The following is a 26,796-nucleotide window of genomic DNA, read 5'->3' on the forward strand; positions in this document are numbered from 1 at the left end:
GTCTTGCGAGCTCAATTCACTGTCACGAAGTGAAACACCATACCTGTATTGACATACGAATACCCGTTGCCGGCAGCGTCCCTGCGTCTGTAGACGGGACCACAGATGGGCCGCCCAAACATATTTTCGCTATGCTCACATAAGAGGTCGCGATCGACGTAGACCCTCTCGGTGAGCATTCGTGTCATCGTTCGGAAGACTGCCGTGCCGTCCTGTTCTATCTGCATAATGGCTGGAAGCCCGTCCGGTTCGAGGTTGCCTTTCAAGGTCTTGCCAACAACAAAAGATGCGATTTCCGCACCGTTCAACCGGTCCTGTTCGTCGGCGGTGAAGCCGAACGGCCATTCGGGAAGTCCTGCCAGACGGAGGGCGTCGATGAGCGGTGCCAAATCTTCAGCGTTGCGAAGATGGGCATAGTGATTCCGAAACGCGTCCAACGACCGCAGTCGAGCCAAGGATTCGGTCTTCGTCACCAGCCGGAGGCCGTCCGCAATCGCCGCTTTGGCGTCCTCTGTGCGGCCGGCGCGGGCATAGGCCGCTGCGAGCAGAATCCTCAGGCTGCCCGCCTCTGGAGCATCGTCGCGAGCGCGCTCGAGAGTCTCAATGGCTTTCCTGATGTCCCCGAGCAAAAGCAAGACAACCCCGACAACCTCCCGGTCTATCGGAGCCAGATTGGGATCAAGTTTCAATGCCGTCTCGACCGCCAATGCCGCTTTGTTATGGTTGCCGGCGAACAGCTGGATATAACCAACGGCAATTTCCGTCGCAGCGTCTCCGGAGCCTAATGCGACAGCACGCTCCGCCGAGGTGATCGCATCTTCATAGCGGCGATCCATGACCTGCATAATCCCGAGAACGGCGTAGGGCGATGAAAAATCCGAATCGAGCTCCAAAGCACGGCTTGCCTTCTCATATGCTCTCTTTCGCGCAAGCGCGCTCTGAATGATATCATCGGAGGCAGTCCGCCAAAGATAGACACTCAGCCGTGCGTCGGCGGCAAAGGCCTCGGCGAAGGTGGGGTCGAGCTTCTGCGCCTTCTCATACAGCGCAAGCGCCTCGCGCAATCCGTCGCCTCGACCGGTGCGCGCCTCCCGCTCCGCACGGAGGTAGGTATCATAGGCTTCGAGATTTGCAGTCGGCGGGCGTGCCATTCGCTCTCTCTCGGCTGCCGAAGCTTGGACGCCAAGCGCCTTGGCGATTTCCCGGCTCATCTCGTCCTGGACCGCAAACACGTCCGCGATGCCGCGATTGAACCGATTAGCCCATAGATTGTCGCCAGTGGCGATATCGATGAGCTGCGCGTTGAGGCGGATTTGATCGCCGGTCCGCCTCACGCTGCCGTCAACGACAAATTGCACGCCAAGGTCACGCCCAATATCTGCCAAAACGGGGGAGGTTCCTTTGTAGGCGAAGACGGAGTTACGGGCGATCACATCGAGCCCGGAAAGCTTCGCAAGATCGGTGATCAAATCTTCAGTGATGCCGTCGGCAAAATAGTCCTGGCCAGGATCGCCGCTCAGGTTCGTAAACGGCAGTACTGCAATGGAGGGCTTTTCGAGCGCGGAGAGTTTTTGCCATTGCCATGCAAAAATGCCTGCAAGCAAGACGACGAGCAGCGCTGCTACTCCTATCATGATGGGGGAACCTGGCCGGCTTGGCGCCGCTAAGATCTTCCCCGCGTCTCCGGGATCGAGCAGAACCCGATAGGCGCGAACCGAATCGGCGATATTTTTGAGGCGCTGCCCTCCGAGATCCGCAAAGCCGACATCCACTTTGTGCACCGCGTGATCGAACGCCGTCCCGGAGATGCAAACACCGCCTGGCTCGGCCATCGCTTCCAGGCGCGCCGCGATATTCACGCCATCTCCATAGATGTCGTCGCCCTCTACGATGACGTCGCCGAGATTGACGCCGATGCGAAACCGGAGCTGCCGGGCTTCGGGGATACCCTTGTTGCGGTCGACCATCCGGCGCTGGATCACAGCAGCACACTGGACGGCATCGACGACGCTGGCGAACTCGACGAGCGCGCCGTCGCCCATTAGCTTGATTATGCGGCCGTGGTGTTTCTTGATCTCGGGGTCGATCAGTTCGCGACGGCAGCTCTTCAGTCCCTCAAGCGTTCCTACCTCGTCCTCGCCCATGAGGCGGCTGTAACCAACCACGTCGGCAGCAAGTATTGCTGTAAGCCGTCGCTCCATACGTGCCCTGCGCCTTCCCTGGTCGGTCCAAGCGGCTTTGGCTCCAGCCTATTCTAGTCCTGCTTCGGACGCGAGTGTGCGCGACCGTGTTACGGCACAGCTAGAGGGGCGGTGTTACTCGGAATGGCAACGCGCCGGACCTTCCACCCACGAATCTGAACGGAATGCTCTCTCGACAAGATGTCCGCTTAGGTCATCAGCGCCGGCTTGGTTTGAGTGTCCGCTTTGGAGACGCCGAAATGCTCTGGGAATGACCGGAATGGGTCAGATCGCGTCGATGCTCCCCAAGTTCTGAAAGTCCGCTTCCACCCCTTTAACAGTTGAAAGCCGACCGTCAGCTTCCGGCCTCATCCCGGTCATTCGACAACGGTGGCGGATGACTGTTTCTGGTTAATGTAGTTGCTGCTCGGTGCCAGCCTCGGGCTTCCGCTGCCCACCCATCTCAGCCATTGACGGCAGTCACTTGATAGAGTTTTGACCCAAACCCACTTTGACTGACCTTATTCCCTCGCCGCCGCCCTGATGTCCAGCAGACCGTAGCCGAAATCATCGTCGCGTCCCTTGGGGCCGAGATCCCTGGCCGTCGCCGCGAGCGCCTTCTCGATGTCGTCGGCCGAGCGATCGGGCGCGGCATGGATGAGATTGGCGATGGCGCCGCTCACGATCGCCGCCGCAAACGAGGTGCCGGTGACCACGTCCGAACCGCCGCCGCTCGGCGCCACCATCTCGACGCCGGGCGCCGAGATGAAGACATAGGCGCCGCGATTGGCCTGCGGCATCAGCCCGTCCTTGGCATCAGTGGCGGTGACTGCGATGACACCATCGAAAGCCGCCGGATAGCCATAGGGCGCCTTCGGCCCGTTGTTGCCGGCTGCGGCGACCAGCACCATGCCGAGTGCGCGGGCATTGCGGCAGGCGACGCCGAGCAAATCGTTCTTCGGCCCGACGAAGCTCATATTGATGATGCGCACGTCCTGTTCCGCCGCCCAGTCGAGCGCCGACAGGATGACGTCCATGGTCGACTTGCCGCCCTCGAAGGCGCGGGCGTGATAGATCTTTGCGCCCGGCGCCATGCCTTCCAGCACGCCGACGCCGGCGATCAGCCCGTCGATCGACGTGCCGTGATCGCGCTTTTCGATCGGCACGTCGGGCATGGCGTCGAACTGCCCGGCAATGACGCCCGACAGCGCCGGGTTGGTGTCGTCGATGCCAGTGTCGATCACCGCGATGCGGACGTTTTCGCCACTCGCCTGCTTGGCATCGAGCGCGATACGATCGAACGCATAGTTGACGATGCCGGCGGCCTGCTGCAGCGAATAGACATGGTTGGGCTCGCGCCGCTGGGTGCGGCCGTCGGCGGCCAGTTGCGCCAGCACGACGCCGACGGGCCGGCCGTCGGGAATGCCGAAGCGCACCAGCGTGGTGCCAAGCAGAAGCGACTGGCGCTGCGAGCGCACCTGCAGGCCGAAGGAGGCGGCGATCTGCTGGACAGCGCCGGCATCGCCGTCGACGGTCACCAGCACCTCGTCGGGCACGAAATCGCCAACCACCGCGCGCGGCGGCTGAACGGCAATAAGATCGGTCGGCGAGACGATCGGGCCACCGGGCGGGGGGCCGGCTTGAGTATCGGCCGGCGGCGTTGCGGGCGCCGGCCGGGGCGTCGGTACCGGTGTTGGAGACGCCGCCGGGTTGGGAAACAGGTCGACGATCAGCGCCGGCAGGAAGACCGCGCCGGATTGGCCTGCGTCCGATCCGCTCTTTGTGTCATTGCCATCCTTGGCGCAATCGGCGCCCGCCGCGTTGGTCCCGTTGCGGCAGTCGATTTTCGTCTGGTCTGGATTGGGGTCGTTGGTCTGCGCCGACGCGGGCACGACGATTGCCATCGCCGTCGCAAGCACTGCCGCAAATCGAATGACCGCCTCAGCCGCCATCAACGGGTTTCCTTCCCTCGATCACAGTTTCCGTGAAAGCCTGGGCGGCAACAAGGCCGATTTGCTTGTTGTAGTCGGCAGCTGTCGCGGCCGGAATGCCAAGCCGGAACACGCCGTCGGCGGTCGGTCCGCCGATGATCTTCAGCCCGTTGCTGCCGAGGAAGGCGGAAATGTCCGACATCTTGGCATCCGGCTTGAACTTGACCAGGGCGAACGGCATTTTCGCCGGATCGTCTTGCGCGCCGGCAATCTCGAAATCATTGCCCTTGCCGCCGGGTTCGACAAACGACTGCACCATGACCAGAGCCAGCAGAACCGCGGCTGCCGCCCAGGCGACACCGACCGGCACCGCCATGAAGCGGCCCCAGGCCTGCGCCAGCCAGGACGATCCTGCCGGCTTGCGCGCAGGCCCGGCCTCGGCGTCGAGTGCCTTGGCAAAGCGGCTGAGCGCATCGGCCGGCGGCCGGATTGCTTCGTTGTCGGCCGTGGCGCCGGAGAATTCGGCTTCAGCCTCGCCAAGGGCGGCAAGTGCGGCCGGATCGCTGGCCAGCCACTCCTCGACCGCTTCCAGGTCGGAACCTTCCAGCGAGCCGTTCAGGTAGAATGGCAGCAGCGTTTCCATTTCGTCGCGGCGCGACATCTTTTCAGCGGCGCTCATGGCCACCCCCTGTCGTAACCGGCGGCCTTGAGGGCCTCGCCGAGTTTCTTGCGGGCGTAGAACATCCGGGTCTTGACGGTGGCGACCGGAATGTCGAGCACCTCGCCGATCTCGCTCACCGACTGTCCGTGATAATAGGCAAGATCGATGACCACGCGATGCTCTTCGGGCAAGGTGTCGACGAAGCGCCGCAGGGCGGCGGCCTTGTCTTCCTTCATGGTGACGACTTCCGGCGTGTCCGCGCCATCGGGCACCGCGGCGGCGGCCTCGTCGTCGATCCAGTCTTCCTTCTTCTTGCGCAGAAAGGACAGCGCCTTGAAACGGGCGATGCCGAGCAGCCATGTCGAGACTTCGGAACGCCCTTCGAAGCCGGGCGCCTGGCGCCATAGCTCGAGGAAGACTTCGTTGGCGATATCGTCGGCCATCATTTCCGATCCCGTCTGGCGCGCCACGAAGCGGTAGACCCGCGCGTGGTGACGCATGAACAGGAGCCGCACGGCGGCACGGTCGCCCTTCGCGACCCGGTCGACGAGAGCGCGATCGGTCTCCGTCGCTGCCGTCATGGCCGGTCGAGCCGCCTGGCTCCTGTCTGCTCTGTCGCTGATCGGTCCAAAAAGGTTCATCCTCCGCCAAGGAATTTTGCGGAGGCTAACCGAAGTAAGGAAGTGTTGCCAGAGGCAGGGTCTTCCCTTCCCCCACAAGGGGGGAAGGGAAGAGTTCTGCGCGCCCGCTCACTCCAAGAAAGATTTAGCCTTCATCGTCTCCGGTATTGCCACACCCAGCCGGCTCAGCACTGTCGGCGCCAGCTGCAGCTGGTCGAGCAGCGTGTCGGCCTGCGGACCCTTACCTTGTCCAAAATAGTACAGCGCGAAATCCTGCATCTCGTCGTCATGGCCGCCATGATGGCCACGATCGGTCTGGCCGTGATCGGCGGTGACGATCACCTCATAGCCGGCTTCGATCCAGCGCGGCAGGAAGGCGGCCAGCATCCCGTCCATCGCATAGACGGCATGGTCCATCTCGTGGCAGTCGTGGCCGAAGCGGTGTCCCATCGAGTCCAGCGTGCAGGTGTGCAGGATGCCGTAGTCGATGCCATGGCGTTTCGTCAGCATCGTCAGCGTCGCGAACAGGTCGACATCGCTCGGCGTCATCTGGTTGCGAAGATTGTACCCGGTCATGGTGTGGAAGCGGCCATGCGTGATCGGCCCGCCTGGCTCGTCGAATTCCATGTCCTCGACCAGGTCGAACGGATAGCCGCGGAAGAATTCCGACCAGTAGGAATGGGTCACCGCCCCCGTCTTGCCGCCTGCCTTGCTGACTTCGGAGAAGATATCGGGCTGCTCGACGCGGAACCGGTTCTCGTTGGAGAGAATCCCGTGCACCTGCGGTGAGACCCCGGTGTGGATCGACGCATAGCAGCAGGCCGAGGTCGACGGCAGCACCGAGCGTATCTTCCAGACGCGCGCCTCGCCCGATTGCACCCAGCCTTCGAGATTGCCCATCAGCCGGCGCCAGTTCCGGTAAGGCACGCCGTCGAGGATGATCAGCAGAAGCTTGGACTTGAGCGCCACGGGCTGCTCCATGCGGTTGGCGGTTGAAACGGGAACGCCGTGTGCCGTCTTGGGCACACGGCGTTCTTGCTAGATGAAATCGGACGATCAGAGTCCGCTCAAGCGTTGAGCCAGCACTCGGCAAGCGCGTAGCCGTCCATCATTTCGCCGATAGGGCTCTTGGCATAGCCGCCGATCTTGCTGGTGGCGGCCGCGTCGATGAACTGGTTGAAGAAGGGCACGATCAGCCCGCCTTCGTCACGCATCATCACTGCCATGTCGTGGTAGATCGCCTGGCGCTTGGCCTGGTCGAGCTCGCCGCGCGCGGTAAACAGCATCTTGTCGAATTCCGGCCGCTTGAAGCGCGTGTCGTTCCAGTCGGCGGTCGAGACATAGCCGGTGGAATACATCTGGTCCTGCGTCGCGCGTCCGCCCCAGTAGGAGAGCGAGAAAGGCTGCTTGTTCCAGACCTCCGACCAGTAGCCGTCGCCGGGCTCGCGCTTGATCTCGATCTTGATGCCGGCTTTGGCGCAGGACTGCTGATAGAGCTGTGCGGCATCGACGGCGCCCGGGAAGGCGACGTCCGAGGTGCGCAGCACGATCGAGCCGCTGTGGCCCGATTTCTTATAGGCTGCCGCCGCCTTGTCCGGATCGAACTTGCGCTGCTCGATGTCGGCGGAAAACAGCGGATAGGCCTCGTTGATCGGGAAGTCGTTACCCACCGAGCCATAGCCGCGCAGGATCTTTTCCAGCATCTCGTCGCGGTCCATGGCAAGCTTCAGCGCCATCCGCAGATCGTTGCTGTCGAAGGGGGCGGTGTCGCAGAACATGTTGAACGGATAGTAGCCCTTGCCCGAGACGTTCTCGATGGAGACGCCCGCGATGCGCTTGACCAGATCGACGACCTTCGGCTCGACGCGGTTGATCATGTGCACCTGGCCGCCCTGCAGGGCGGCAAGCCGTGCGGTCGCGTCATTGATGACGATGATCTCGACCTGGTCGGCATGGCCGGCCTTGTCGCCCAGCCAGTAATTGGCGAAGCGCTCGCCGCCATGGCGCACGCCGGGCTGGTTGACGCTAACCTTATAGGGACCGGCGCTGATGCCGGCGTTCGGATCGTCCTTGCCGCCATTCGGCTGGATGGTGAGATGGTAGTCGGCCATCAGATAGGGGAAGTCGGCATCGGCGTCGCCGAGCGTGACGATGACCTCCTTGCCGCTCGCCTTGATCCCCTTGATGTTCTTGAGGATGCCGAGTGCTCCGGACTTGGACTTCTCGTCCGCATGGCGCTCAATGGTGGCAGCAACATCCTCCGCGCCGACCGTCTTGCCATTGTGGAACTCGATGCCGTCGCGGATCTTGATTGTCCATGTCTTGGCGTCGGCCGAGGCGCCAATCTCCTCGGCAATCAGGTTGACCAGCTTGTTGTCCGGGGTGAGGCGCACGAGATACTCGCCCCAAAGCTTGCCGAAGCTGAAGGTAACCTGGCTGAGGTTCAGCGCCGGATCGAGGCTGTTGGTGGATTCACCGCCCTGCAGACCGGCCTTGATGATACCGCCCTTCACCGCCGTCTGGGCAAATGCCTTGCCGGCCAGCGCCGGCATCAGGGCCGCCGATACGCCGAGCGCGGCGGCGCGCCCAAGAAAGGCGCGGCGCGATATCCGGCCTTGACCGGCGAGTTCGGCGAGATAATCGAGTTCAGTCTTCATGTCCTACCCCTGTTTTAAAAGTCGTGCGAGCAGCGCTCGTCCCGAAGGACGTTTGGCGCTCTTGTGTTGCATCCGGATGACGGTCGCCGGCGCCCCATGTGGCGGCTTGGTCTGGTGCAATTCCCAGGGGAAGCGCCATGCGCTTCTTCTGGGAGAACCGGTTCCAGTTTCCCCGAATTGCTTTAGTTGCCCGCGCTGGTCATGCGCCGTCCCTTGATTGCCTTTTCCAGCCAGCCGATTTCCATCTCTGGAACCGAGGAGAGCAGCAGGTCGGTGTAGGCGTCGAAGGGCGGGCTTAGCACCTGGCTCTTGGGGCCGTAGCGCACCACCTCGCCGCGATACATAACCGCGATCGAATCGGCGATCGACTTCACCGTGGCGAGGTCGTGCGTGATGAAGAGGTAGGCGACGTTCTCCTCCTTCTGCAAATCGAGCAGCAGCTTGAGGATGCCGTTGGCGACCAGCGGATCGAGCGCAGAGGTCACCTCGTCGCAGATGATCAGCTTCGGCTTGGCGGCAAGCGATCGGGCAATGCAGACACGCTGTTTCTGGCCGCCGGAAAGTTCGGCCGGATAGCGGTCGGAAAAGCCCTTGCCCATCTCGATCTTGTCGAGCAGTTCGGCGACGCGCCTGTCGCGCTCGCGGCCGCGTATGCCGAAATAGAATTCGAGCGGCCGGCCGATGATGGTGCCGACGGTCTGGCGCGGGTTCATCGCCACGTCGGCCATCTGGTAGATCATCTGCAACTGGCGCAAATCTTCCTTCGGCCGGTCGGCCAGCCGATTTGCCAGCGGACGCCCGTCGAAGGTGACGGTGCCCTGTTCGGGCGGCAGCAGGCCAGTGATGGCGCGTGCCAGCGTCGATTTGCCGGAGCCTGACTCGCCGACGACGGCCAGCGTCTGACCCGGATAGATGTCGACCGAGACGTTCTTCAGCACCTTGATGTCGCTGCGGCCATAGGCGGCGGTGACGTTCTTCACCGACAGGAATGGCGACGTGCCGGGTTTCTGCTCCTGATGCTCGATCTCATGCACCGAGACCAGCGCATTGGTGTATTCCTGGCGCGGCTCCTTGATGATCTGCCTTGTGCCGCCCCATTCGACCAGCCTTCCATGGCGCAGCACCATGATCTCGTCTGAGACCTGGGCGACGACGGCAAGGTCGTGGGTGATGTAGAGCGCAGCGACATGGGTGTCGCGGATGGCATCCTTGATCGCCGCCAGCACGTCGATCTGCGTCGTCACGTCGAGCGCCGTTGTCGGCTCGTCGAAGACGATCAGGTCCGGCTCGGAGCACAGCGCCATCGCCGTCATCACGCGCTGCAACTGGCCACCCGAAACCTGGTGCGGAAAGCGCTCGCCGATGGTTTCAGGGTTCGGCAGGCTGAGCTTCTTGAACAGCGCAACCGCGCGCTTCTCGGCCTCGGCCCGCGTTGCCGTACCGTGCAGCAGCGTGGCTTCCACCACCTGGTCCATCAGCCGGTGCGCCGGGTTGAAGGCGGCTGCCGCCGATTGCGCGACATAGCAGACCTCGCGGCCGCGTAATTTGCGGAAGCCGTCCTTGCCGCCCTTGAGGATGTCGCGACCGTTCAGGATCACCTCGCCGCCGGTGATGCGCACGCCGCCGCGGCCATAGCCCATCGACGACAGGCCGATGGTCGACTTGCCGGCGCCGGACTCGCCGATCAGGCCGAGCACCTTGCCTTTTTCAAGCGTCAGCGAGACATCGTGCACCAACACGATGTTCTTTGGCGGCTCGCCGGGCGGGAAGACGGTGGCTTCGATGCGCAGGTTGCGGATGTCGAGCAGCAGGCCTGATTTCGCTTTGGTGTCGGCCATCACCCGCGTCCTCCCTTGAGGCTGGTCGTCCGGTTGAGCACCCAGTCGGCAACCAGGTTGACGGAAATCGCCAACAGGGCGATCGCCGCCGCCGGGATAAGCGCGGCCGCGATGCCGAAGACGATGCCATCCTTGTTTTCCTTGACCATGCCGCCCCAGTCGGCGTCCGGTGGCTGCACGCCAAGGCCGAGGAACGACAGCGTCGACAGGAACAGCACGGCATAGATGAAGCGTAGGCCGAGTTCCGAAACCAGCGGCGACAATGCGTTGGGAAGGATCTCGCGGAAGATGATCCAGCCGCTGCCCTCACCACGCAGTTTCGCCGCCTCGACATAGTCCATGACGTTGATGTCGACGGCGACCGCGCGCGACAGGCGATAGACGCGGGTCGAATCCAGAATGCCCATCACCAGGATCAGCGTCACCAGATTGGTCGGCAGCACTGACAGCACGACGAGACCCATGATCAGCGTCGGGATCGACATCAAGAGATCGACGAGGCGCGACAGCAGCGTGTCGAACCAGCCGCCGAAGACGGCCGCCGAGAAGCCGAGGATGGCGCCGAGCGAGAATGACAGTGCGGTGGCCAGCACCGCGATGAACAAAGTGATGCGGGCGCCGTAGATCATGCGAGACAGAAGATCGCGGCCGAGATTGTCGGTGCCCAGCAAATGGGCAGCCGACATCGGTTCCCAGACGTCGCCGACGATTTCGCCATTGCCGTGCGGCGCGATCCAGGGGGCGAAGATCGCCGCCAGCACGAACAATGCCGTCAGCACGATCCCGATCAGCGCGGGGAGGGGGATGCGTTTGATATCGAGCATATCCGCCCCCTATTTCGGATGTCTGAGACGCGGATTGGCGACGATCGCCGCTATGTCCGCAATGATATTCAGGCTGATATAAACGGCGGCGAAGATCAGGCCGACCGCCTGCACCACCGGCACGTCGCGTTTGGTGACGTGGTCGACCAGATACTGCCCCATGCCCGGATAGACGAAAATCACCTCGACCACGACGACGCCGACGATCAGGTAGGCGAGGTTGAGCATGACGACGTTGATGATCGGCGCGATGGCATTGGGGAAGGCGTGCTTGCGGATGACGTTGAAGGCCGACAGGCCCTTCAGTTCCGCCGTCTCGACATAGGCCGACTGCATGACATTGAGGATCGCCGCGCGTGTCATGCGCATCATGTGGGCGAGCACGACCAGCGTCAGCGCGGCCGCCGGCAGAGCGATCGCCTGCATGCGCTCGCCAAAAGGCATGCCGTCATAGACGGTCGAGATGCCAGGGAAGATTTGCCATTTCACGGCGAAGAAATAGACCAGCACATAGCCGATGAAGAACTCGGGAAAGGAGGTCGAGGCCAGCGCCAGCCCGGAGATCAGCTTGTCGACCCAGCCATTGCGGTAGCGCACCGCGATCAGGCCGAGAATGATCGCCAGCGGCACGGCGACGATCGCCGCCCAGAAGGCGAGAAACAGCGTGTTCCACAGCCGTCCCTTGATCGACGTGGCGATATCCTGGCCGCTCGACATGGCGGTACCCAGGTCACCTGTCACCACCCCGCCGAGCCAGCGGAAATACCTGATATAGGCCGGATCGTTGAGGCCGAGCTGCTCGCGCAGATTGGCGAGCGACTCCGGTGTCGCCGATTGCCCAAGAATGGCTTGCGCGACATCGCCGGGCAGGATCTGCGTGCCGGCGAAAATCAGGACCGAAACGGCCAACAAGAGGAGAATGCCCAGCGCGATGCGCTGGGCAATCAGTTTCAGGATGGGTGAAGACATATCCGCAAAGCCGGCTCAGGCCTGCAGCCAGCACTTCGCCAAGGCGTAACCGTTCATCAGCTCCTGATGTGGATCGTCGACCCAGCCGTCGACCTTGGCGCCTGTTGCGTCGATGAACTGGTTGAACATCGGCAGGATCAGGCCGCCTTCGTCGCGGACCATGACAGCCATGTCGTGGTACATCGCCTTGCGCTTGGTCTCGTCAAGTTCGGCCCGGGCCGCCAGCACCATCTTGTCGAAATCCGGGCGCTTGAAACGCGTGTCGTTCCAGTCCGCCGTCGACAGATAGGCGGTCGAGTACATCTGGTCCTGCGTCGAGCGGCCGCCCCAGTAGGAGGCGCAGAAGGGCTGCTTGTTCCAGACTTCCGACCAGTAGCCGTCGCCCGGTTCGCGTTTGATCTCCAATTTGATGCCGGCCTTGGCCGCGCTCTGCTGATAGAGTTGCGCGGCATCCACGGCGCCGGGGAAGGCGACGTCGGAAGTCCGTAGCAGCACGGCCCCGTCATGGCCCGACTTCTTGAAGTGGAACTTGGCCTTGTCGGGATCGTATTTCCGTTGCTCGATATCGCTGAACAGCGGGTAGGAAGCGTTGATCGGGAAGTCGTTGCCGATCGAACCGTAGCCACGCAGGATCTTGTCGAGCATTTCTTCGCGGTCGATGGCCAGCTTGAGCGCCATGCGCAGATCGTTGTTGTCGAAGGGTGCGGTGTTGCAATGCGCGATGAAGACATAGTGGCCGGGACCCGCGTGGTTGCGGATGGTGACGCCCGGCAGGCGCTTGATCAGATCGACGATCTTTGGCTCGACGCGGTTGATCATATTGACCTGGCCGCCCTGCAGGGCGGCCGTGCGCGCCGTCGCATCATTGATGACGATGATCTCGATCTGGTCGGCGTGGCCCATCTTGTCGCCCTGCCAGTAATTGGCGAAACGCTCGCCGCCATGGCGCACGCCGGGCTCATTGGTCGTGACCTTGTAAGGACCGGCCGAGATGCCTGCGTCGGCCTTGTCCTTGCCGCCATTCGGTTGGACGATCAGGTGGTAGTCGCTGAGCAAATAGGGCAGATCGGCATTGGCTTCCTTCAGGGTCAGCACGACTTCCTTGCCGCTGGCCTTGATGGTCTCGATGCCCTTCATGTAGCCGAGCGCGCCGGATTTCGACTTCTCGTCGGAATGGCGCTCAAGTGTGGCGGCCACATCCTCGGCGGTCACCGTCTTGCCGTTGTGGAATTCGACGCCGTCGCGGATCTTCAGCGTCCACACCTTGGCGTCGTCCGACGAGCCGATCTCCTCGGCGATGCGGTTCTCGAGCTTGCCTTCCGGCGAAAGCTCGACGATCAATTCGCCCCACATCTTGCCGAAGGCGAACGGCACCTGAGTCATGAACAGTGCCGGATCAAGGCTGTTGGTGGACTCGCCGCCGACAAGTCCGGCTTTCAGTGTACCGCCCTTGACCGGACCTGCCGCGCGTGCAGCGCTTGAAAGCAGCGAGTTGGCGAAGGGCGCGGAGATACCGAGCGCCGCCGCCCGGCCGAGAAAATCACGACGGCTCAGTTTGCCCGACGCGACACGCCGGCTAAGAAATTCCAGTTCGTTCGACATTTTGAGTTCCTCACTCTGTTGGTTCGACTCTGCGGTCGTTTTTCTTATTTCTTGTGAGGAGAATAATGACCGCAAGGGAAAGCGGTAAGCAAGACCGAATGCGACATGCCGTGGCGTAAATCGTACGTCGCAATTGGACCAATGAACTCGGTGCTCAAAGAAGCGCGCGCGGCACCTTCTCCTCGAAATTGCGCTCGAAGACGAGCGTTTCGTCCTCATAGGCCTCGATTCTGGCGCTGACGATGAAGTTTTGCGCGTCCGACCGCATTTCGGCTGTCGTTTCGGTGCGTACCGACCATCCGTTTCGCGACAGGGTCTGCGTCCAGTGCGTCTTCCCCGAGGCCGACAGCGGATCATCGGGGTGGATCGTCCAAGTCTCGCGGGCGATGCTGCCATTGGCCAGGCCATGAGCGAGATCGCGCACCTCGCCGAAATCATCAACGATGGAAAGCGTCACGATTCCCGTCTTTTCGTCACGATCGATATGGCGCTCGGAATTGCTGGCGCGGATCGTCTCCGTTGCCCAGGGAGTGGCACCTTCCGGCTCGGCGAACGCCGCTTCGTCGTCTGTCGCCAGCGGCCGCAGCGGCAAGCGGAGCGTCGCCGCCGACAAGGTCAGACGGACCGGCTCCGGCGACGGCCAGATGGCAGGCCAATAGGCGTTCGAAACGGCAACGCGCAGGTGGTGGCCGGCAGGCACGCGGTAGGCGCATTGATCGAGCACTACGCGCGCAGACACGGTTTCACCCGGCACCAGCGCCTCCGGAAATTCGTGCGAATTGCGGTGGGTCAGATTGAGTACGCCATAGGAGATCAACTCCGAGGCGCCGTCGGGATGCACATCGCAAAGCCGGACCGCGATGTTGGCCTGCGTACGATCAGAGGATAGCTGCAGCTCGACCTCCGGGGCGCCGACGATGTCGATCGGCTCGCTGAGTTCCGGCTGGTCGAAACACGCCGACAGGGCATCGTCGGGGCGCTGATCGCCAGGCAGTTCGGGGCCGAAGGTGAAAGGAAAATACTCGCCGCCGGCCAGGCCGCAGCTTTGCGGCGAGGCCACGATGGCGGGTTTTTCCGTTGCGGGGATCAGATCGACCGTCTGCGTCTTGATGTTGGACGATGGCCATTCCTGCTCCGCCACCCAGCGGCCAGGCCGCTCGGGGTGCCAGCGCGCTGGGCGCACGCTGTCCATGACATAGGCGCGGTAGGCCGGGTCGGACTCGACACCGGTGTCGACACCCTTCAGCCAGCGGTCCCACCAGCGCAGAGCCTCCTGCAGGAAGCCGATGGCGGGTTTTGGTCCTGCGTAGTGCGGGTATTTGTGGATCCATGGCCCGATAATGCCCTTGACCGGGGCTTCGATGTTGCTGGCCAGATGCGAGACCGTGTTGCGGTAGCCGTCATGCCAGCCGCCGATCGACAGCACCGCGGCTTTGACGGCGGAGAAATCCTCGCAGATCGAGCCGCGCTTCCAGTAGGCATCACGGTGCTGGTGTTTCAGCCACAGCGGCGCCAGGAAGGATTGGTTCTCCAGCCGGGTCAGCCACAGATCGCGCCATCTGTTGTCGCCGGCCAGCAGCGGGTCCGGTGGCCGCGACGAGTAGGACAGCATGGTCGAGGCCCAGCCGAAGTTCTCGATCAGCAGGCAGCCGCCCTTGTAGTGGATGTCGTCGGCATAGCGGTCGACGGTCGAGCATAGGCTGATCACGGCTTTCAGCGCCGGCGGCTGCTTGGCCGCCACCTGCAGGCAGTTGAAGCCGCCCCAGGAAATGCCCATCATGCCGACATTGCCGTTGCACCAGGGCTGGCTTGCCGCCCAGGCGATGACGTCGCAGGCGTCCTGCAATTCCTGCTCGGAATACTCGTCGTCCATCAGCCCTTCGGAATCGCCATTGCCGCGCATGTCGACGCGGATCGAGGCATAGCCGTGGCCGGCGAAATAGGGATGCGTCAGCTGATCGCGAAAGATGGTGCCGTCGCGCTTGCGGTAGGGCAGGTGTTCGAGGATCGCCGGCACCGGATCGTCGCCCGCATCCTCCGGCATCCACACCCGCGCCGAGAGCCGGCAGCCGTCCGGCATGACGATCCCCATGTCCGGGAATTCGACGACCTTGCGGGAAAATTCGGTGACTGTTTTCATGGCATGCTCCAGGATCGCCAGATGATGGAGCCGGTGGGGTCGCGTCGTGGGCCAGCCAACGAATTCGGCTGGTCAATCCGCGTCAATTCAGCGGAATGTCGTTATCGTCCTTATTCGCCTGATAGACGCCGGACAACTCATCGTAGCGCGCCGAAATCGCGCCGATACGTGTTTCCAGCCGTTGCCGTTCGGCCTCGGGCAAAGCTCGCACCAGCCGGCGAATGGAAAAGCTCTTCCAGTAGGCGTTTTCGGCGTTGTAACCGCCGGGATCGAGGGTGAAGACCTCTTTCAGGATTTTCAGATCGTGCGGGATGGCAAAGCTGTCGCGCGAATCCTCGTGGCTGAACAGATAGTAGAAATTGTCGAAGCCGGTCCAGGTGATAGCCGACAGGCAGAGCGAGCAGGGTTCGTGCGTGGCGATGAAGATGGCGTCTTTCGTGTCGACGCGTTCAGCCCTGGGCATTTCGTAGAAGCGCTTCAGGCAGTGCACCTCGCCGTGCCAGAGCGGGTTTTCCATCTCGTTGTTGGTTTCGGCCAGCACCAGCGACCGGTCGTCCTTGCGCAGGATCGCGGCGCCGAACAGCTTGTTGCCATGGGTGACGCCGTCGGCCGTCTTCGGCACGATGTCGTGCTCGATAACGTCGAGCAGGCGGTCGATCAGCGAAATATCCGTCATCAGGGGGTCTCCTGCCGCATGTCGCCCAAAGTGCCCCCGGGTTTGGGGTAACGACACGCACAAAAAATTAAGGGAGATGGATCTCGTAGGCGTGCGAGAAATGGAACTCTTCGAGGTTGGAGCCGTCGCCGCCACGGTCGACGATCAGGAAATCCTGAGGCTCGCCGAGCGGCGTCAGCACGCCATGCCAGAGATTGCGCCGGTAATTGATGCCTTGGCTGGGTGCGGTGATGAAGGCATGCGGCTCATCAGGCCCTTGCTTGCCGTCATGGCAGACGACGACCAGGAATGGACGCGGCGACAGCGGGATGAAGGCCTGGCTGCCGAAGGGGTGGCGCTCGACCATGCTCAGCTTCAGCGGCAGTTCGTAAGGCGTGCCGCGCACCATCGAGATTAGCACGCGGGCATTCGGTCCGATCGCCTCGGCGGTCGCCAGATCGTGATAGCGTTCCGCGCGGCCGCCATTGATCGGGTAGTGGTTGTCGCCGCCCATGTCGATGACGTCGCCGAACGGAGCAAAGCTCTCGCGGGTCAGCGGCCGCGCAATGATCCGCGTCACGGCGTCCGCCCAGGGACACCGGCGCCGCCGAGCTTGGCGTGCCGGTTGACGTCCTTGTAGAGCAGATAGCGGAATTTGCCCGGGCCGCCGGCATAGCAGGCCTGCGGGCAGAAGGCGCGCAGCCACATATAGTCGCCGGCCTCGACCTCGACCCAGTCCTGGTTGAGGCGATAGACCGCCTTGCCTTCCAGCACATAGAGCCCGTGCTCCATGACATGGGTCTCGGCGAAGGGAATGACCGCACCCGGTTCAAGCGTGACGATGGTCATGTGCATGTCGTGGCGCAAATCGGCTGGATCGACGAAACGCGTCGTCGCCCAGCGGCCCTCGGTGCCGGGCATCGGCGTCGGCGCGATCTCCTGTTCGTTGGCGAAGAAGGCCTCCGGCACATCGAGACCGTCGACCGCCTCGTAAGCCTTGCGAATCCAGTGGAAGCGAACATCGGCTTTGCCTTCGTTGCGAACCTTCCAGCCGCTGGCCGGCGGCAGGAAGGCAAAGCCGCCGGGTCTTAAACTATGCTTTTTGCCCTCAAGCAGAACCGTCAGCTCGCCTTCGACCACGAACAGCGCGCCTTCGGCACCGGCATCGGGTTCCGGCCGGTCGCTGCCGCCGCCTGGCGCAACCTCGACTATGTATTGCGAGAACGTCTCGGCAAAACCCGACAGCGGTCGCGACAATATCCAGACGCGGGTCTCGTCCCAGAACGGCAAGGCACTGGTGACGATATCCTGCATCACACCCCGAGGAATGACGGCATAGGCCTGGGTGAAGACGGCGCGACCGGTCAGAAGCTCGCTCTGGCCGGGGAGGCCGCCATGTGGTGCGTAATAGGTTCGCTCGGGCATCCTGATCGTATCCATGGGTTCAAACCTATTGCGGAAGCATGTCCTTGAGGCGGAGCAGTGCGATGCGCTCGACCTGTTTGCAGGCGGTCTCGAATTCAACGCCGCGATTGTTGCCGATGCGCGCCTCGAACTCCGCCAGGATTTCTTGCCTCGTCTTGCCCTTCACCGCGATGATGAAGGGGAAGCCGAAGGTGGTGACGTAGGCGGCGTTCAGCTTGGAAAACAGTTCGCGCTCCTTGTCGGTCAGCGCGTCGAGGCCGGCCGAGGCCTGTTCCCTGGTCGATTCCGCCGTCAGCCGTTTGGCCTTGGCCAGCTTGCCGGCAAGGTCGGGATGGGCGTTGAGCACCGAAAGCCGCTCGGTTTCGCTGGCGGACCGGAAGATGCGGCAAAGCGCATTGTGCAGACCGCCTGAGGTGTCATGCGCCGGGCCCAGTTCCAGTTCATAGGCGCGTTCGGCGATCCAGGGCGAATGCTCGAACACGCCGCCGAACGTGTGGACGAAGGTCTCGAATTCCATCTTCGATGGGCGGAGCGCCGGCGGTTGATAAGGATTGACCTCTTGCCAGTGCCTGGCGATGTCGATGCGCCTCGCCAGCCAGACCTTGTCGTGCGACTTCACATAGTCGACGAAGCGCTTCAGCGCCGCCACCCGGCCCGGCCGCCCGACGAGGCGGCAATGCAGGCCAATGTTCATCATGCGCGGCCGGCCGGCCTGGCCCTCGGCATAGAGCGTATCGAAGCTGTCCTTCAAATAGGCAAAGAACTGGTCGCCCGAATTGAAACCTTGCGGCGTGGCGAACCGCATGTCGTTGACATCGAGCGTATAGGGAATGATGAGCTGCGCGCCGCCCTCATGCTCGAACCAGTAGGGCAGCTCGTCGTCATAGGTGTCCGACACATAGTCGAAACCGCCTTCTTCTGCCACAATCCGCACTGTGTTGATCGATGTGCGACCCGTATACCAGCCGGTCGGGCGCGCGCCGGTCACTTCGTAATGCAGCTTGATCGCCGCCTCGAGGTCGCGGCGCTCATCCTCGGCGCTGTGGTCGCGGTAGTCGATCCATCTCAGCCCGTGCGAGGCGATCTCCCAGCCGGCTTCCTGCATGGCCGCCACCTGATCCGGCGAACGGGCGAGTGCGGTGGCGACGCCGTAGCAGGTGATCGGCACTTGCGACTCGGTGAACAGCCGCAGCAGCCGCCAGAAGCCGGCGCGGGCACCGTATTCGTAGATTGATTCCATGTTCCAGTGACGCTGGCCCACCCAGGGTGCCGCGCCGACGATTTCCGACAGGAAGGCTTCGGACGCCTTGTCGCCATGCAGCATGCAGTTCTCGCCGCCTTCCTCGTAGTTGACGACGAACTGCACGGCGACATGTGCGCCGCCAGGCCATTTCGGGTCCGGCGGATTGGCTCCATAGCCGCGCATGTCTCTGCTGTAACGCATCGTCCCTCCCGCCGGGCACGGCCCGAAGTATGATCAGAGTATCGAAAGGGCGCTTCTCGCATTCCCCCGAAAATTTTTGAAAGTGTTTTTGTCGCACTCCGCTCGACCGGGACTTATGCATCGCCTTTAATTGGCGCACAATTCACTGTTGATACTTGATCGTACCGGGCCAATTCGCTCGTACCGGAAATGGGAGGCGGCCAATGGCAGAAACGTCGAATGCCGATGGCGGGCGTCTGACGACCCATGTCCTCGACACGGCGACCGGCAAGCCGGCGGCGGGACTGTCGATCGCGCTTTATCACCTCGACGGCAAGGCACGGACACATTTGAAGACCGTTGTCACCAATGCCGACGGCCGTTGCGACAAGCCGCTGCTCGCCGGCGCGGAGTTCCGCACCGGCGAATACGAACTGGTCTTCGCCGCGGGCGATTATTTGCGCCAGCAGGGGTCGAGCCTGCCGAAACCGGCCTTTCTCGATGTGATACCGATCCGCTTCGGCATGGCCGAGCCCGTGCACTATCATGTGCCGCTGCTGGTCTCGCCCTACGGCTACTCGACGTACAGGGGGAGCTGAGGCATGGCCAAAATCAGCATCCGCAAAGAAATCCGCTTCATCCTCAACGGCAGGGACGTCGCGCTTTCGTCGGTGGCGTCAGACGCGACCCTGCTCGACTGGCTGCGGCTAGAGCGGTCGCTGCGCGGCACCAAGGAAGGCTGCGCCGAGGGTGATTGCGGCGCCTGCACCGTGTTGGTCGGCAAGCTCTCGGCCGGCGGGCTGGTCTATGAAAGCGTCAATGGCTGCATCCGTTTCCTCGGCTCGTTGGACGCCACCCATGTCGTGACCGTCGAGCATCTGCGCGGCGTATCAGGCCAACTGCATCCGGTGCAGCAGGCGATGGTCGATTTCCACGGCTCGCAATGCGGCTTCTGCACGCCGGGCTTCGTGATGTCGCTCTATGGCCTGTGGATGAAGTCATCGAATCCGTCGAACGCGGATATCGAAAAGGCCTTGCAAGGCAATCTCTGCCGCTGCACCGGCTACGAGGCGATCATCCGCGCGGCGCATGCCATTTCCAGCTACGGTAAGGCGGCGGAGGATCCGCTGGCCGCGGAGCGCAAGGCGATCACCGAGAGGCTCGAGGCCATGCATGACGGCGCCCGGGTCGAGATCGGTTCGGCCAAGGCGCGGCTGGTCGTGCCGGCCGATGTCGATGATTTCGCCGCCGTGCTGGACAAGGAACCCGGCGCCACCATCGTCGCCGGCTCGACCGATGTCGGCCTCTGGGTCACCAAGCACATGCGCGATATTTCGCCGGCCATTTTCATCGGCAATCTCGACGGACTTTCCACCATCTCGGAAGAAAACGGCATCATTTCGATCGGCGCGGGCGTCACCTACACTGATGCCTTCGCGACATTGGCGAAGCGTATCCCGGCGCTGGGGCCGTTGTTCGATCGTATCGGCGGCGAACAGGTGCGCAACATGGGCACCATCGGCGGCAACATCGCCAACGGCTCGCCGATCGGCGACACGCCGCCGCCCTTGATAGCGCTCGGCGCGCAACTGACGCTGCGCCGTGGCAAGAAGCAGCGCACGATCGCGCTGGAGGATTTCTTCATCGCCTATGGCAAGCAGGACCGGCAGCCGGGCGAATTCGTGGAGGCGGTGCACGTTCCTGTTCCCGCCAAGGGCACAAAATTCGCGGTCCACAAAATCACCAAGCGCCGCGATGAGGACATTACCGCGGCCCTCGGCGCCTTTTTTCTGACGCTGGCTAAAGACGGCACGGTCGCGGAGGTGCGCATCGCCTATGGCGGCATGGCGGCGACGCCGAAGCGGGCGTCTTCTGTCGAAAAAGCGCTGCTCGGCAAGCCGTGGACCGAACAGACGGTTGAGGCAGCGATGGCCGAATATGACAGGGATTTCACCCCTCTGACCGACATGCGGGCCTCGGCCGAGTATCGCGCCCTGGCAGCGCGCAACCTTTTGTTGCGCTTCTTCGCCGAGACCAGCGGCACCAGGGACCCGATCCAGGTTTCAAGGCACGAGGCGGCATGATGAACAAGCACGCTGCCCCCAACCTCAAGGCTGAAAAGATCGCTGGCGGCGTCGCCACCGATCAGCGCCACGATTCCGCGCACAAGCATGTCAGCGGCACCGCCGTCTACATCGACGACATGCCGGAACCGGCCGGCACGCTGCATGGCTGCCTCGGGCTTTCCACCGCCACGCATGCCACGATCGCCAGCATGGATCTCTCGGTGGTGCGTACAGCGCCCGGCGTTGTCGACGTGCTGACGGCCAGTGACGTGCCCGGCGAAAACGACATTTCGCCGACCGGCCGCCACGACGAGCCGGTGTTGGCCGACGGCAAGGTGCAATTCTACGGCCAGCCTATCTTCTGCGTTATTGCGCAGACGCGCGAGCAGGCGCGTCGCGCCACCAGGTTGGCCAAGGTCGAATACAAGGAATTGCCCTTCGTCACCGACATCGGGGAACTTGATCCGAGGAAGGACAAGCTCGTCACGCCGCCACTGACGCTGAAGCGCGGCGATGCCGCCACAGCCATCCGTCAGGCGCCGCGCCGGCTAAAAGGAAAAATGCGCGTCGGCGGCCAGGAACACTTCTACCTCGAAGGCCATATCGCCATGGCCATTCCGGGCGAGGACCAGGACGTCACCATCTATTCCTCGACCCAGCATCCGAGCGAAGTCCAGCATATGGTCAGCCATGCGCTTGGCGTGCCGAGCAACGCCATCACGGTGGAAATCCGCCGCATGGGCGGCGGCTTCGGCGGCAAGGAGACGCAGGGCAACCAGTTTGCCGCATTGGCCGCGATCGCCGCGAAGAAACACCATCGCGCCGTGAAAATCCGGCCCGACCGCGACGACGACATGATCGCCACCGGCAAGCGTCATGATTTCCTCGTCGACTACGAGGTCGGCTTCGATGACGAGGGCAATATCCTCGGCGTCGATTTCATGTTCGCGGCGCGCTGCGGTTTTTCGTCGGACCTTTCCGGCCCGGTGACCGATCGCGCGCTGTTCCACTGCGACAACACTTATTTCTGGCCAGCGGTGCATGCCCAGTCGGCGCCGCTCTACACCAACACCGTGTCGAACACCGCGTTTCGGGGTTTCGGTGGCCCGCAAGGCATGGTCGGCGCCGAGCGCGTCATCGACGAGGTGGCCTTTGCCGTCGGCAAGGATCCACTCGAAATCCGCAAAAAGAATTTCTACGGCACCAGTGGTGATAGCGAGGGGGGCCGCAACATCACGCCCTACCACCAGACGGTCGAGGACAACATCATCCAGCGCATCGTCGCCGAGTTGGAGGAAAGCGCCAGCTATGCGCGGCGGCGGCGTGAGATATCGGCCTTCAACGCCAACAGCCGTTTCATCAAGCGCGGCCTGGCGCTGACACCGGTCAAGTTCGGCATCTCGTTCACCGCCACCCACTACAACCAGGCCGGCGCGCTGGTGCATGTCTACACCGACGGTTCGGTGCATCTGAACCATGGCGGGACCGAGATGGGGCAGGGCCTCTACGTCAAGGTGGCGCAGGTGGTGGCGGAAGAGTTCCAGATCGACCTCGACCAGGTCAAGATCACCGCGACCACCACCGGCAAGGTGCCGAACACCTCGGCCACGGCGGCGTCGTCCGGCTCCGACCTCAACGGCATGGCGGCGCAGAATGGCGCGCGCCAGATCAAGGATCGGCTGACCGATTTCGCCGCCGAAAAATACCAGGTGCCGCGCGATCAGGTGCTGTTCCTGCCCAACCGGGTGCGCATTGGCAACCAGGAAATTGCCTTCGCCGACCTCGTCAAGCAGGCCTATATGGCGCGCATCCAGCTGTCGGCGGCGGGGTTCTACAAGACGCCGAAAATCCACTGGAACCGCGACAAGGGTGAGGGCCGCCCCTTCTATTATTTCGCCTATGGCGCGTCGTGTTCGGAAGTCTCGGTCGACACGCTGACCGGAGAATACATGGTGGAGCGCACCGATATTCTCCACGACTGCGGCCGCTCGCTGAACCGAGCCATCGACATCGGCCAGATCGAGGGTGGCTTCATCCAGGGCATGGGCTGGCTGACGACGGAAGAACTGTGGTGGGACGCCAAGGGCCGGCTGCGCACGCATGCGCCGTCGACCTACAAGATCCCGCTCGCCTCCGATCGGCCGAAGATCTTCAACGTCACCTTGGCCGACTGGCCGGAAGCGGGCGAGCCGACCATCCACCGCTCCAAGGCGGTCGGCGAGCCGCCGTTCCCGCTCGGCATGTCGGTGCTGCATGCGCTGTCGGATGCGGTGGCCAGTGTCGCCGACAACAAGATTTGCCCGCGCCTCGATGCCCCCGCCACACCGGAGCGCGTGCTGATGGCGATCGAGAGGCTGAAGAAAGAGGCCGTCGCCTGAGTCTGGCGCAAGGTCGGCAATGCGTGCAATCCGGGCCGAAAAAACCTATATTTCCCGCACGGGAATGCGAATGATGAATTCGAAAGTGCAAAGCCTGAGAGACTTCCTTGCCAGCGCCGACTGGATTGCCCTGGTCGAAGTGGCTGGCACAAAAGGTTCGACGCCACGCGAGAAGGGCGCATTTATGCTCGTCTCGCGGGCGGCGATCTTTGGCACGATCGGCGGCGGTCAGCTCGAATACATGGCGATCGACAAGGCCAGGCAGATGCTCTTCTCCCCCCTTGAGGGGGAGATGTCGGCGAAGCCGACAGAGGGGGTCCTATCAGAAGGCACCGCCAGGGCGTTGAGCCCGGTCGATCCGACCCCACCCGGCAGCTTCGCCGCCACCCTCCCCTCGAGGGGGAGGGGAACCCGCATCGAGGTTGACAAAGTCTGCGCTACCCTGGACGTCCCGCTAGGCCCGGAAATCGGCCAATGCTGCGGCGGGCGCGTCGAAGTGCTGATCCGGCTCGTCGATGCCGCGCTTGCCGCCGAACTGGTTGCGGTTGCGGAAGCCGAAGAGGCACACCTGCCATATGTCTACGTCTTCGGCGGCGGCCATGTCGGCCAGGCGTTGGCGTCGACGATAGCACTTCTCCCCGTGCATTGCGTCGTCATCGAGACGCGGGCCGAGGCACTGGAAGGCATGCCGGAAACCGTCGAGCCGCGGTTGACGCCGATCCCCGAGTCCGAGGTGCGAAACGCTCCCGCCGGCACCGCCTTCGCCATCCTGACCCACGATCATGCGCTGGATTTCCTGATCGTCGCCGAGGCGCTGAAGCGCGGCGACACCGCCTATGTCGGCATGATCGGCTCGAAGACCAAGAAAGCGACGTTCAGGAACTGGTTCCTGAAATCAGCGGCAGGCAGCGAGGCCGAGTTTGCCCGCCTCGTCTCGCCGATCGGCGGCGATACGGTCAAGGACAAGCGCCCGCAGGTCATCGCGGCGCTGGCGGCAGCCGAGATCATGACGGCGCTGGTCAGTCACAACGCAACCTCAAGTGCCGACCATCAAATTCCGCATGGCAGGGTGATGGCAGGCTAGGCTGCGCCGCAGTTAACCGGCTGTTTCAAACCCAGTTGGTCGCGCAATGTGCGGCCCTCGTACTCCTTGCGGAACAGGCCGCGTCGCTGCAATTCCGGCACGACGAGCATCGCAAAGGCATCGAGTTCGCCGGGGAAATAAGAGGGCATGACGTTGAAGCCGTCGACGGCACCGCCTTCGAACCGCGCCTGCAACTCATCGGCCACCTGGGCCGCCGTGCCGACGATGCGCCAATGGCCACGCGCGCCGGCGAAATGCCGGGCAAGCTCGCGGATAGAGAGGCCGTCGCGGCGCGATTGCTCGATGACCAGCGCCTGCCGGCTTTTCATCCCCTCGCTCTCCGGCAGGTCCGGCAGCGGCCCGTCGATCGGATAGCGCCACAGATCGGAGATGCTGAGATAGCTGGACAGCAGCGCCACACCGACGTCGTCGGGGATCAGCGCCTGTAATTCGTCATATTTTTCACGGGCCTCCGCTTCGGTCTCCGCCACCACTGGCGCGACGCCCGGCATGATCTTGATGTCGTCAGGCTCGCGCCCGTAGGCCGCCAGACGTCCCTTGAGGTCGTCGTAAAAGGCCTTCGCTTCCTCGAAGGTCTGCGCCGCGGTGAACACCACATCGGCGGTGCCGGCGGCAAGGTCGCGGCCGACATCCGAGGCGCCGGCCTGGACCATCACCGGCGCGCCCTGCGGCGAACGCGGCAGATCGAGCGGGTCGCGAACCGAAAAGCTCTGGCCGTCATGTCCGGATCCAGAAGCGCCATCGAGCTTGCCGTTCCAGAGCCCGGTTACCACCTCGGCGAATTCGCGCGCGCGCTCATAGCGATCGGCATGGGGCTTGAGGCCGGTCGAGCCGAAATTGGCGGCCTCGACGGGGCTGGCCGAGGTGACCAGGTTCCAGCCGGCCCTGCCGCCGCTCAGATGGTCGAGCGACAGGAAGGCTCGCGCCAGGCCATAGGGCTCGTTGTAGCTTGTCGAGGCTGTCGAGACGAGGCCGATGCGGCTGGTCTGGACGGCGAGCGCCGAAAGCAGGCTGATCGGCTCGAAGCCGATCGAGCGCGAGGTCTGGCTGGCGATGCCGACATTGGCCTCGCGCAGGCCGGCGGCGTCCTCGCAGAAGATCATGTCGAACTTCGCCGCCTCCGCCGTGCGCGCCAGCTGGATGTAATGATCGATGTCTATGCCGGCGGTGACGTGTGCCTTGGGATGGCGCCAGGCCGCGATGTGGTGGCCTGTCGCCCACAGGAAGGCGCCGAGCTTCATCTGGCGAGCGGTCATCGGTCACCTCCGCCGGCAAGCCCGAGATGCGAGCGCAACGTCGTGCCGCGATAGTTCTCTCGAAACAGGCCACGCTGCCTCAGTTCCGGCAAAACCAGATCGACGAAATCGTCGAGCGCTGAAAGCTGTGCCGGCATCAGGATGTTGAACCCGTCGCAGCCTCTCGCCCGGAATTCCTTTTCCAGCCTGTCGGCGCGGGCAGCCGGCTTACTATCGGCGGTAGGCGCGACGTTCGTCAGCACTTTCACAGCGTCCGGATCGCGTCCGCACGCCGTGACACGGCGCCGGATATCGTCGTAGCGTTCTGTCGTGCCGTCCAACGGTCCGCCATCCAGCAGGATGACATCGGCGGTGCGGGCGGCAATATCCAGGTCGGCTTCGCTCAGGTCCGACAAGACGAGCACTGGCGTATCCTGCGGCGAACGGGCGACGTTCAGCGGTCCGCGCACGGAAAAGAACCCGCCCTTGTGGTCGAGCAGATGCATCTTTTCGGGGTCGTGGAAGCGGCCGCCGCTCTGGTCGAACAGCATCGCGTCCGCGTCCCAGCCCCGCCACAGACCTTGCACGATGCCGATATATTCCTCACTGCGACGGCGGAAATCGTCAGGCGAAAATCCTTCGGCCCGGCTGAAATTGGCTGCTTCCCGTGGCGCTTGCGTCATGGTTGCGTTCCAGCCACTGCGGCCATGGCTGATAATGTCGAGCGAGGCGAAACGGCGCGCCAGATTGTATGGCTGGTGGGCGACGGTCGATGCCGCGGCGACCAGTCCGATCCTGCTTGTGACAGTCGCCAATGCGGCCAGCAAAGTGGTCGCTTCGAAGGGCATCGGGCTGTTCGCGGCACCGCCGCCGGACGCCGGTGCGGAATCGGCAAGCAGCACCATGTCCAGGCCCGCTGCTTCGGCCTTTTGCACGAAACCAGTCAGGCGGCTGAATCCCGGTTCCGGCGATGGATCGGCGATCCCCGGAAACAGCGAAACGGCAAGATGCATTGTGGCGCCGCTGTCCATCGATGGTGCCTGCGAGACGAAATACCACCCGAACTATGTTCGCCACTTCAGGGGAT

At 63.2% G+C, this 26,796-nt stretch carries 21 protein-coding genes; 4 read left to right on the top strand and 17 right to left on the bottom strand.

Features of this window, described 5'->3' with window-relative positions:
* Positions 1-11: 11 nt before the first annotated feature.
* From AC0L2U_RS25075 to puuE, 15 genes are all read right to left on the bottom strand, one after another.
* Entirely contained in the window at positions 12-2,201 is a 2,190-nt protein-coding gene (locus AC0L2U_RS25075) for an adenylate/guanylate cyclase domain-containing protein (RefSeq protein WP_473602797.1), read from the bottom strand.
* 500 nt (positions 2,202-2,701) lie between these two features.
* Entirely contained in the window at positions 2,702-4,132 is a 1,431-nt protein-coding gene (locus AC0L2U_RS25080) for a S8 family serine peptidase (protein WP_127808229.1), read from the bottom strand.
* Entirely contained in the window at positions 4,122-4,790 is a 669-nt protein-coding gene (locus AC0L2U_RS25085) for an anti-sigma factor (RefSeq protein ID WP_473602798.1), read from the bottom strand. The genes AC0L2U_RS25080 and AC0L2U_RS25085 overlap by 11 nt, the downstream gene beginning before the upstream one ends.
* A complete protein-coding gene (locus AC0L2U_RS25090; RefSeq protein ID WP_127268161.1) occupies positions 4,787-5,353 on the bottom strand; it encodes a sigma-70 family RNA polymerase sigma factor in 567 nt (188 codons plus the stop codon). The genes AC0L2U_RS25085 and AC0L2U_RS25090 overlap by 4 nt, the downstream gene beginning before the upstream one ends.
* Before the next feature lie 168 nt (positions 5,354-5,521).
* A complete protein-coding gene (locus tag AC0L2U_RS25095; RefSeq protein ID WP_164873920.1) occupies positions 5,522-6,373 on the bottom strand; it encodes an alkaline phosphatase family protein in 852 nt (283 codons plus the stop codon).
* An 86-nt stretch (positions 6,374-6,459) separates the two neighbouring features.
* Complete coding sequence (locus tag AC0L2U_RS25100; protein WP_127268159.1) at positions 6,460-8,049, bottom strand: ABC transporter substrate-binding protein; 1,590 nt, start codon at positions 8,047-8,049, stop codon at positions 6,460-6,462.
* Between the two features lie 182 nt (positions 8,050-8,231).
* Positions 8,232-9,887, bottom strand: coding sequence for an ABC transporter ATP-binding protein (locus AC0L2U_RS25105; protein WP_127808227.1), 1,656 nt, complete (start codon positions 9,885-9,887; stop codon positions 8,232-8,234).
* Positions 9,887-10,711: an ABC transporter permease gene (locus AC0L2U_RS25110; RefSeq protein WP_127268157.1), complete on the bottom strand. Its 825-nt coding sequence runs from the start codon at positions 10,709-10,711 to the stop codon at positions 9,887-9,889. Before AC0L2U_RS25110 ends, AC0L2U_RS25105 begins: the two co-directional genes overlap by 1 nt.
* A gap of 9 nt (positions 10,712-10,720) precedes the next feature.
* Entirely contained in the window at positions 10,721-11,680 is a 960-nt protein-coding gene (locus tag AC0L2U_RS25115; RefSeq protein ID WP_127397242.1) for an ABC transporter permease, read from the bottom strand.
* Positions 11,681-11,695: 15 nt separating this feature from the next.
* Positions 11,696-13,282 carry an ABC transporter substrate-binding protein gene (locus AC0L2U_RS25120; RefSeq protein WP_127397243.1) on the bottom strand — a complete coding sequence of 529 codons (1,587 nt, stop codon included), beginning with the start codon at positions 13,280-13,282 and terminating at the stop codon, positions 11,696-11,698.
* A 154-nt stretch (positions 13,283-13,436) separates the two neighbouring features.
* A complete protein-coding gene (locus AC0L2U_RS25125) occupies positions 13,437-15,422 on the bottom strand; it encodes a CocE/NonD family hydrolase (protein WP_473602799.1) in 1,986 nt (661 codons plus the stop codon).
* Between the two features lie 82 nt (positions 15,423-15,504).
* Positions 15,505-16,098: a nucleoside deaminase gene (locus tag AC0L2U_RS25130; RefSeq protein WP_127328578.1), complete on the bottom strand. Its 594-nt coding sequence runs from the start codon at positions 16,096-16,098 to the stop codon at positions 15,505-15,507.
* Between the two features lie 67 nt (positions 16,099-16,165).
* Positions 16,166-16,657, bottom strand: a complete 492-nt coding sequence (locus tag AC0L2U_RS25135) for an ureidoglycolate lyase (protein ID WP_473602800.1) — start codon at positions 16,655-16,657, stop codon at positions 16,166-16,168.
* Positions 16,654-17,517 carry a bifunctional allantoicase/(S)-ureidoglycine aminohydrolase gene (locus tag AC0L2U_RS25140; RefSeq protein ID WP_292453307.1) on the bottom strand — a complete coding sequence of 288 codons (864 nt, stop codon included), beginning with the start codon at positions 17,515-17,517 and terminating at the stop codon, positions 16,654-16,656. The genes AC0L2U_RS25135 and AC0L2U_RS25140 overlap by 4 nt, the downstream gene beginning before the upstream one ends.
* 10 nt (positions 17,518-17,527) lie before the next feature.
* Entirely contained in the window at positions 17,528-18,946 is a 1,419-nt protein-coding gene (gene puuE, locus AC0L2U_RS25145) for an allantoinase PuuE (RefSeq protein ID WP_473602801.1), read from the bottom strand.
* A gap of 203 nt (positions 18,947-19,149) precedes the next feature.
* Between puuE and uraH the strand changes: the two genes are divergently transcribed.
* The 4 genes from uraH (at position 19,150) to xdhC (ending at position 24,453) form a co-directional block, all read left to right on the top strand.
* Positions 19,150-19,524, top strand: coding sequence for a hydroxyisourate hydrolase (uraH, locus tag AC0L2U_RS25150; RefSeq protein WP_127328582.1), 375 nt, complete (start codon positions 19,150-19,152; stop codon positions 19,522-19,524).
* Between the two features lie 3 nt (positions 19,525-19,527).
* The gene (gene xdhA / locus AC0L2U_RS25155; RefSeq protein ID WP_128289152.1) at positions 19,528-21,009 is read left to right on the top strand and encodes a xanthine dehydrogenase small subunit; all 1,482 of its coding nucleotides are present in this window, start codon (positions 19,528-19,530) and stop codon (positions 21,007-21,009) included.
* Positions 21,009-23,369, top strand: a complete 2,361-nt coding sequence (xdhB, locus tag AC0L2U_RS25160) for a xanthine dehydrogenase molybdopterin binding subunit (protein WP_473602813.1) — start codon at positions 21,009-21,011, stop codon at positions 23,367-23,369. Before xdhA ends, xdhB begins: the two co-directional genes overlap by 1 nt.
* Before the next feature lie 73 nt (positions 23,370-23,442).
* Positions 23,443-24,453: a xanthine dehydrogenase accessory protein XdhC gene (xdhC, locus tag AC0L2U_RS25165; RefSeq protein WP_127811277.1), complete on the top strand. Its 1,011-nt coding sequence runs from the start codon at positions 23,443-23,445 to the stop codon at positions 24,451-24,453.
* Here xdhC and AC0L2U_RS25170 read toward each other — a convergent pair.
* On the bottom strand, positions 24,450-25,730 hold the full coding sequence (locus AC0L2U_RS25170; RefSeq protein WP_128288584.1) for an LLM class flavin-dependent oxidoreductase: 1,281 nt from the start codon (positions 25,728-25,730) through the stop codon (positions 24,450-24,452). The two genes, xdhC and AC0L2U_RS25170, sit on opposite strands and share 4 nt — an antisense overlap.
* Positions 25,727-26,740 (bottom strand): LLM class flavin-dependent oxidoreductase, encoded by a 1,014-nt coding sequence (locus tag AC0L2U_RS25175; RefSeq protein WP_127808219.1) that lies wholly within the window; start codon positions 26,738-26,740, stop codon positions 25,727-25,729. Before AC0L2U_RS25175 ends, AC0L2U_RS25170 begins: the two co-directional genes overlap by 4 nt.
* Positions 26,741-26,796: the final 56 nt, after the last annotated feature.

This window comes from Mesorhizobium sp. WSM4808, from assembly GCF_055811675.1.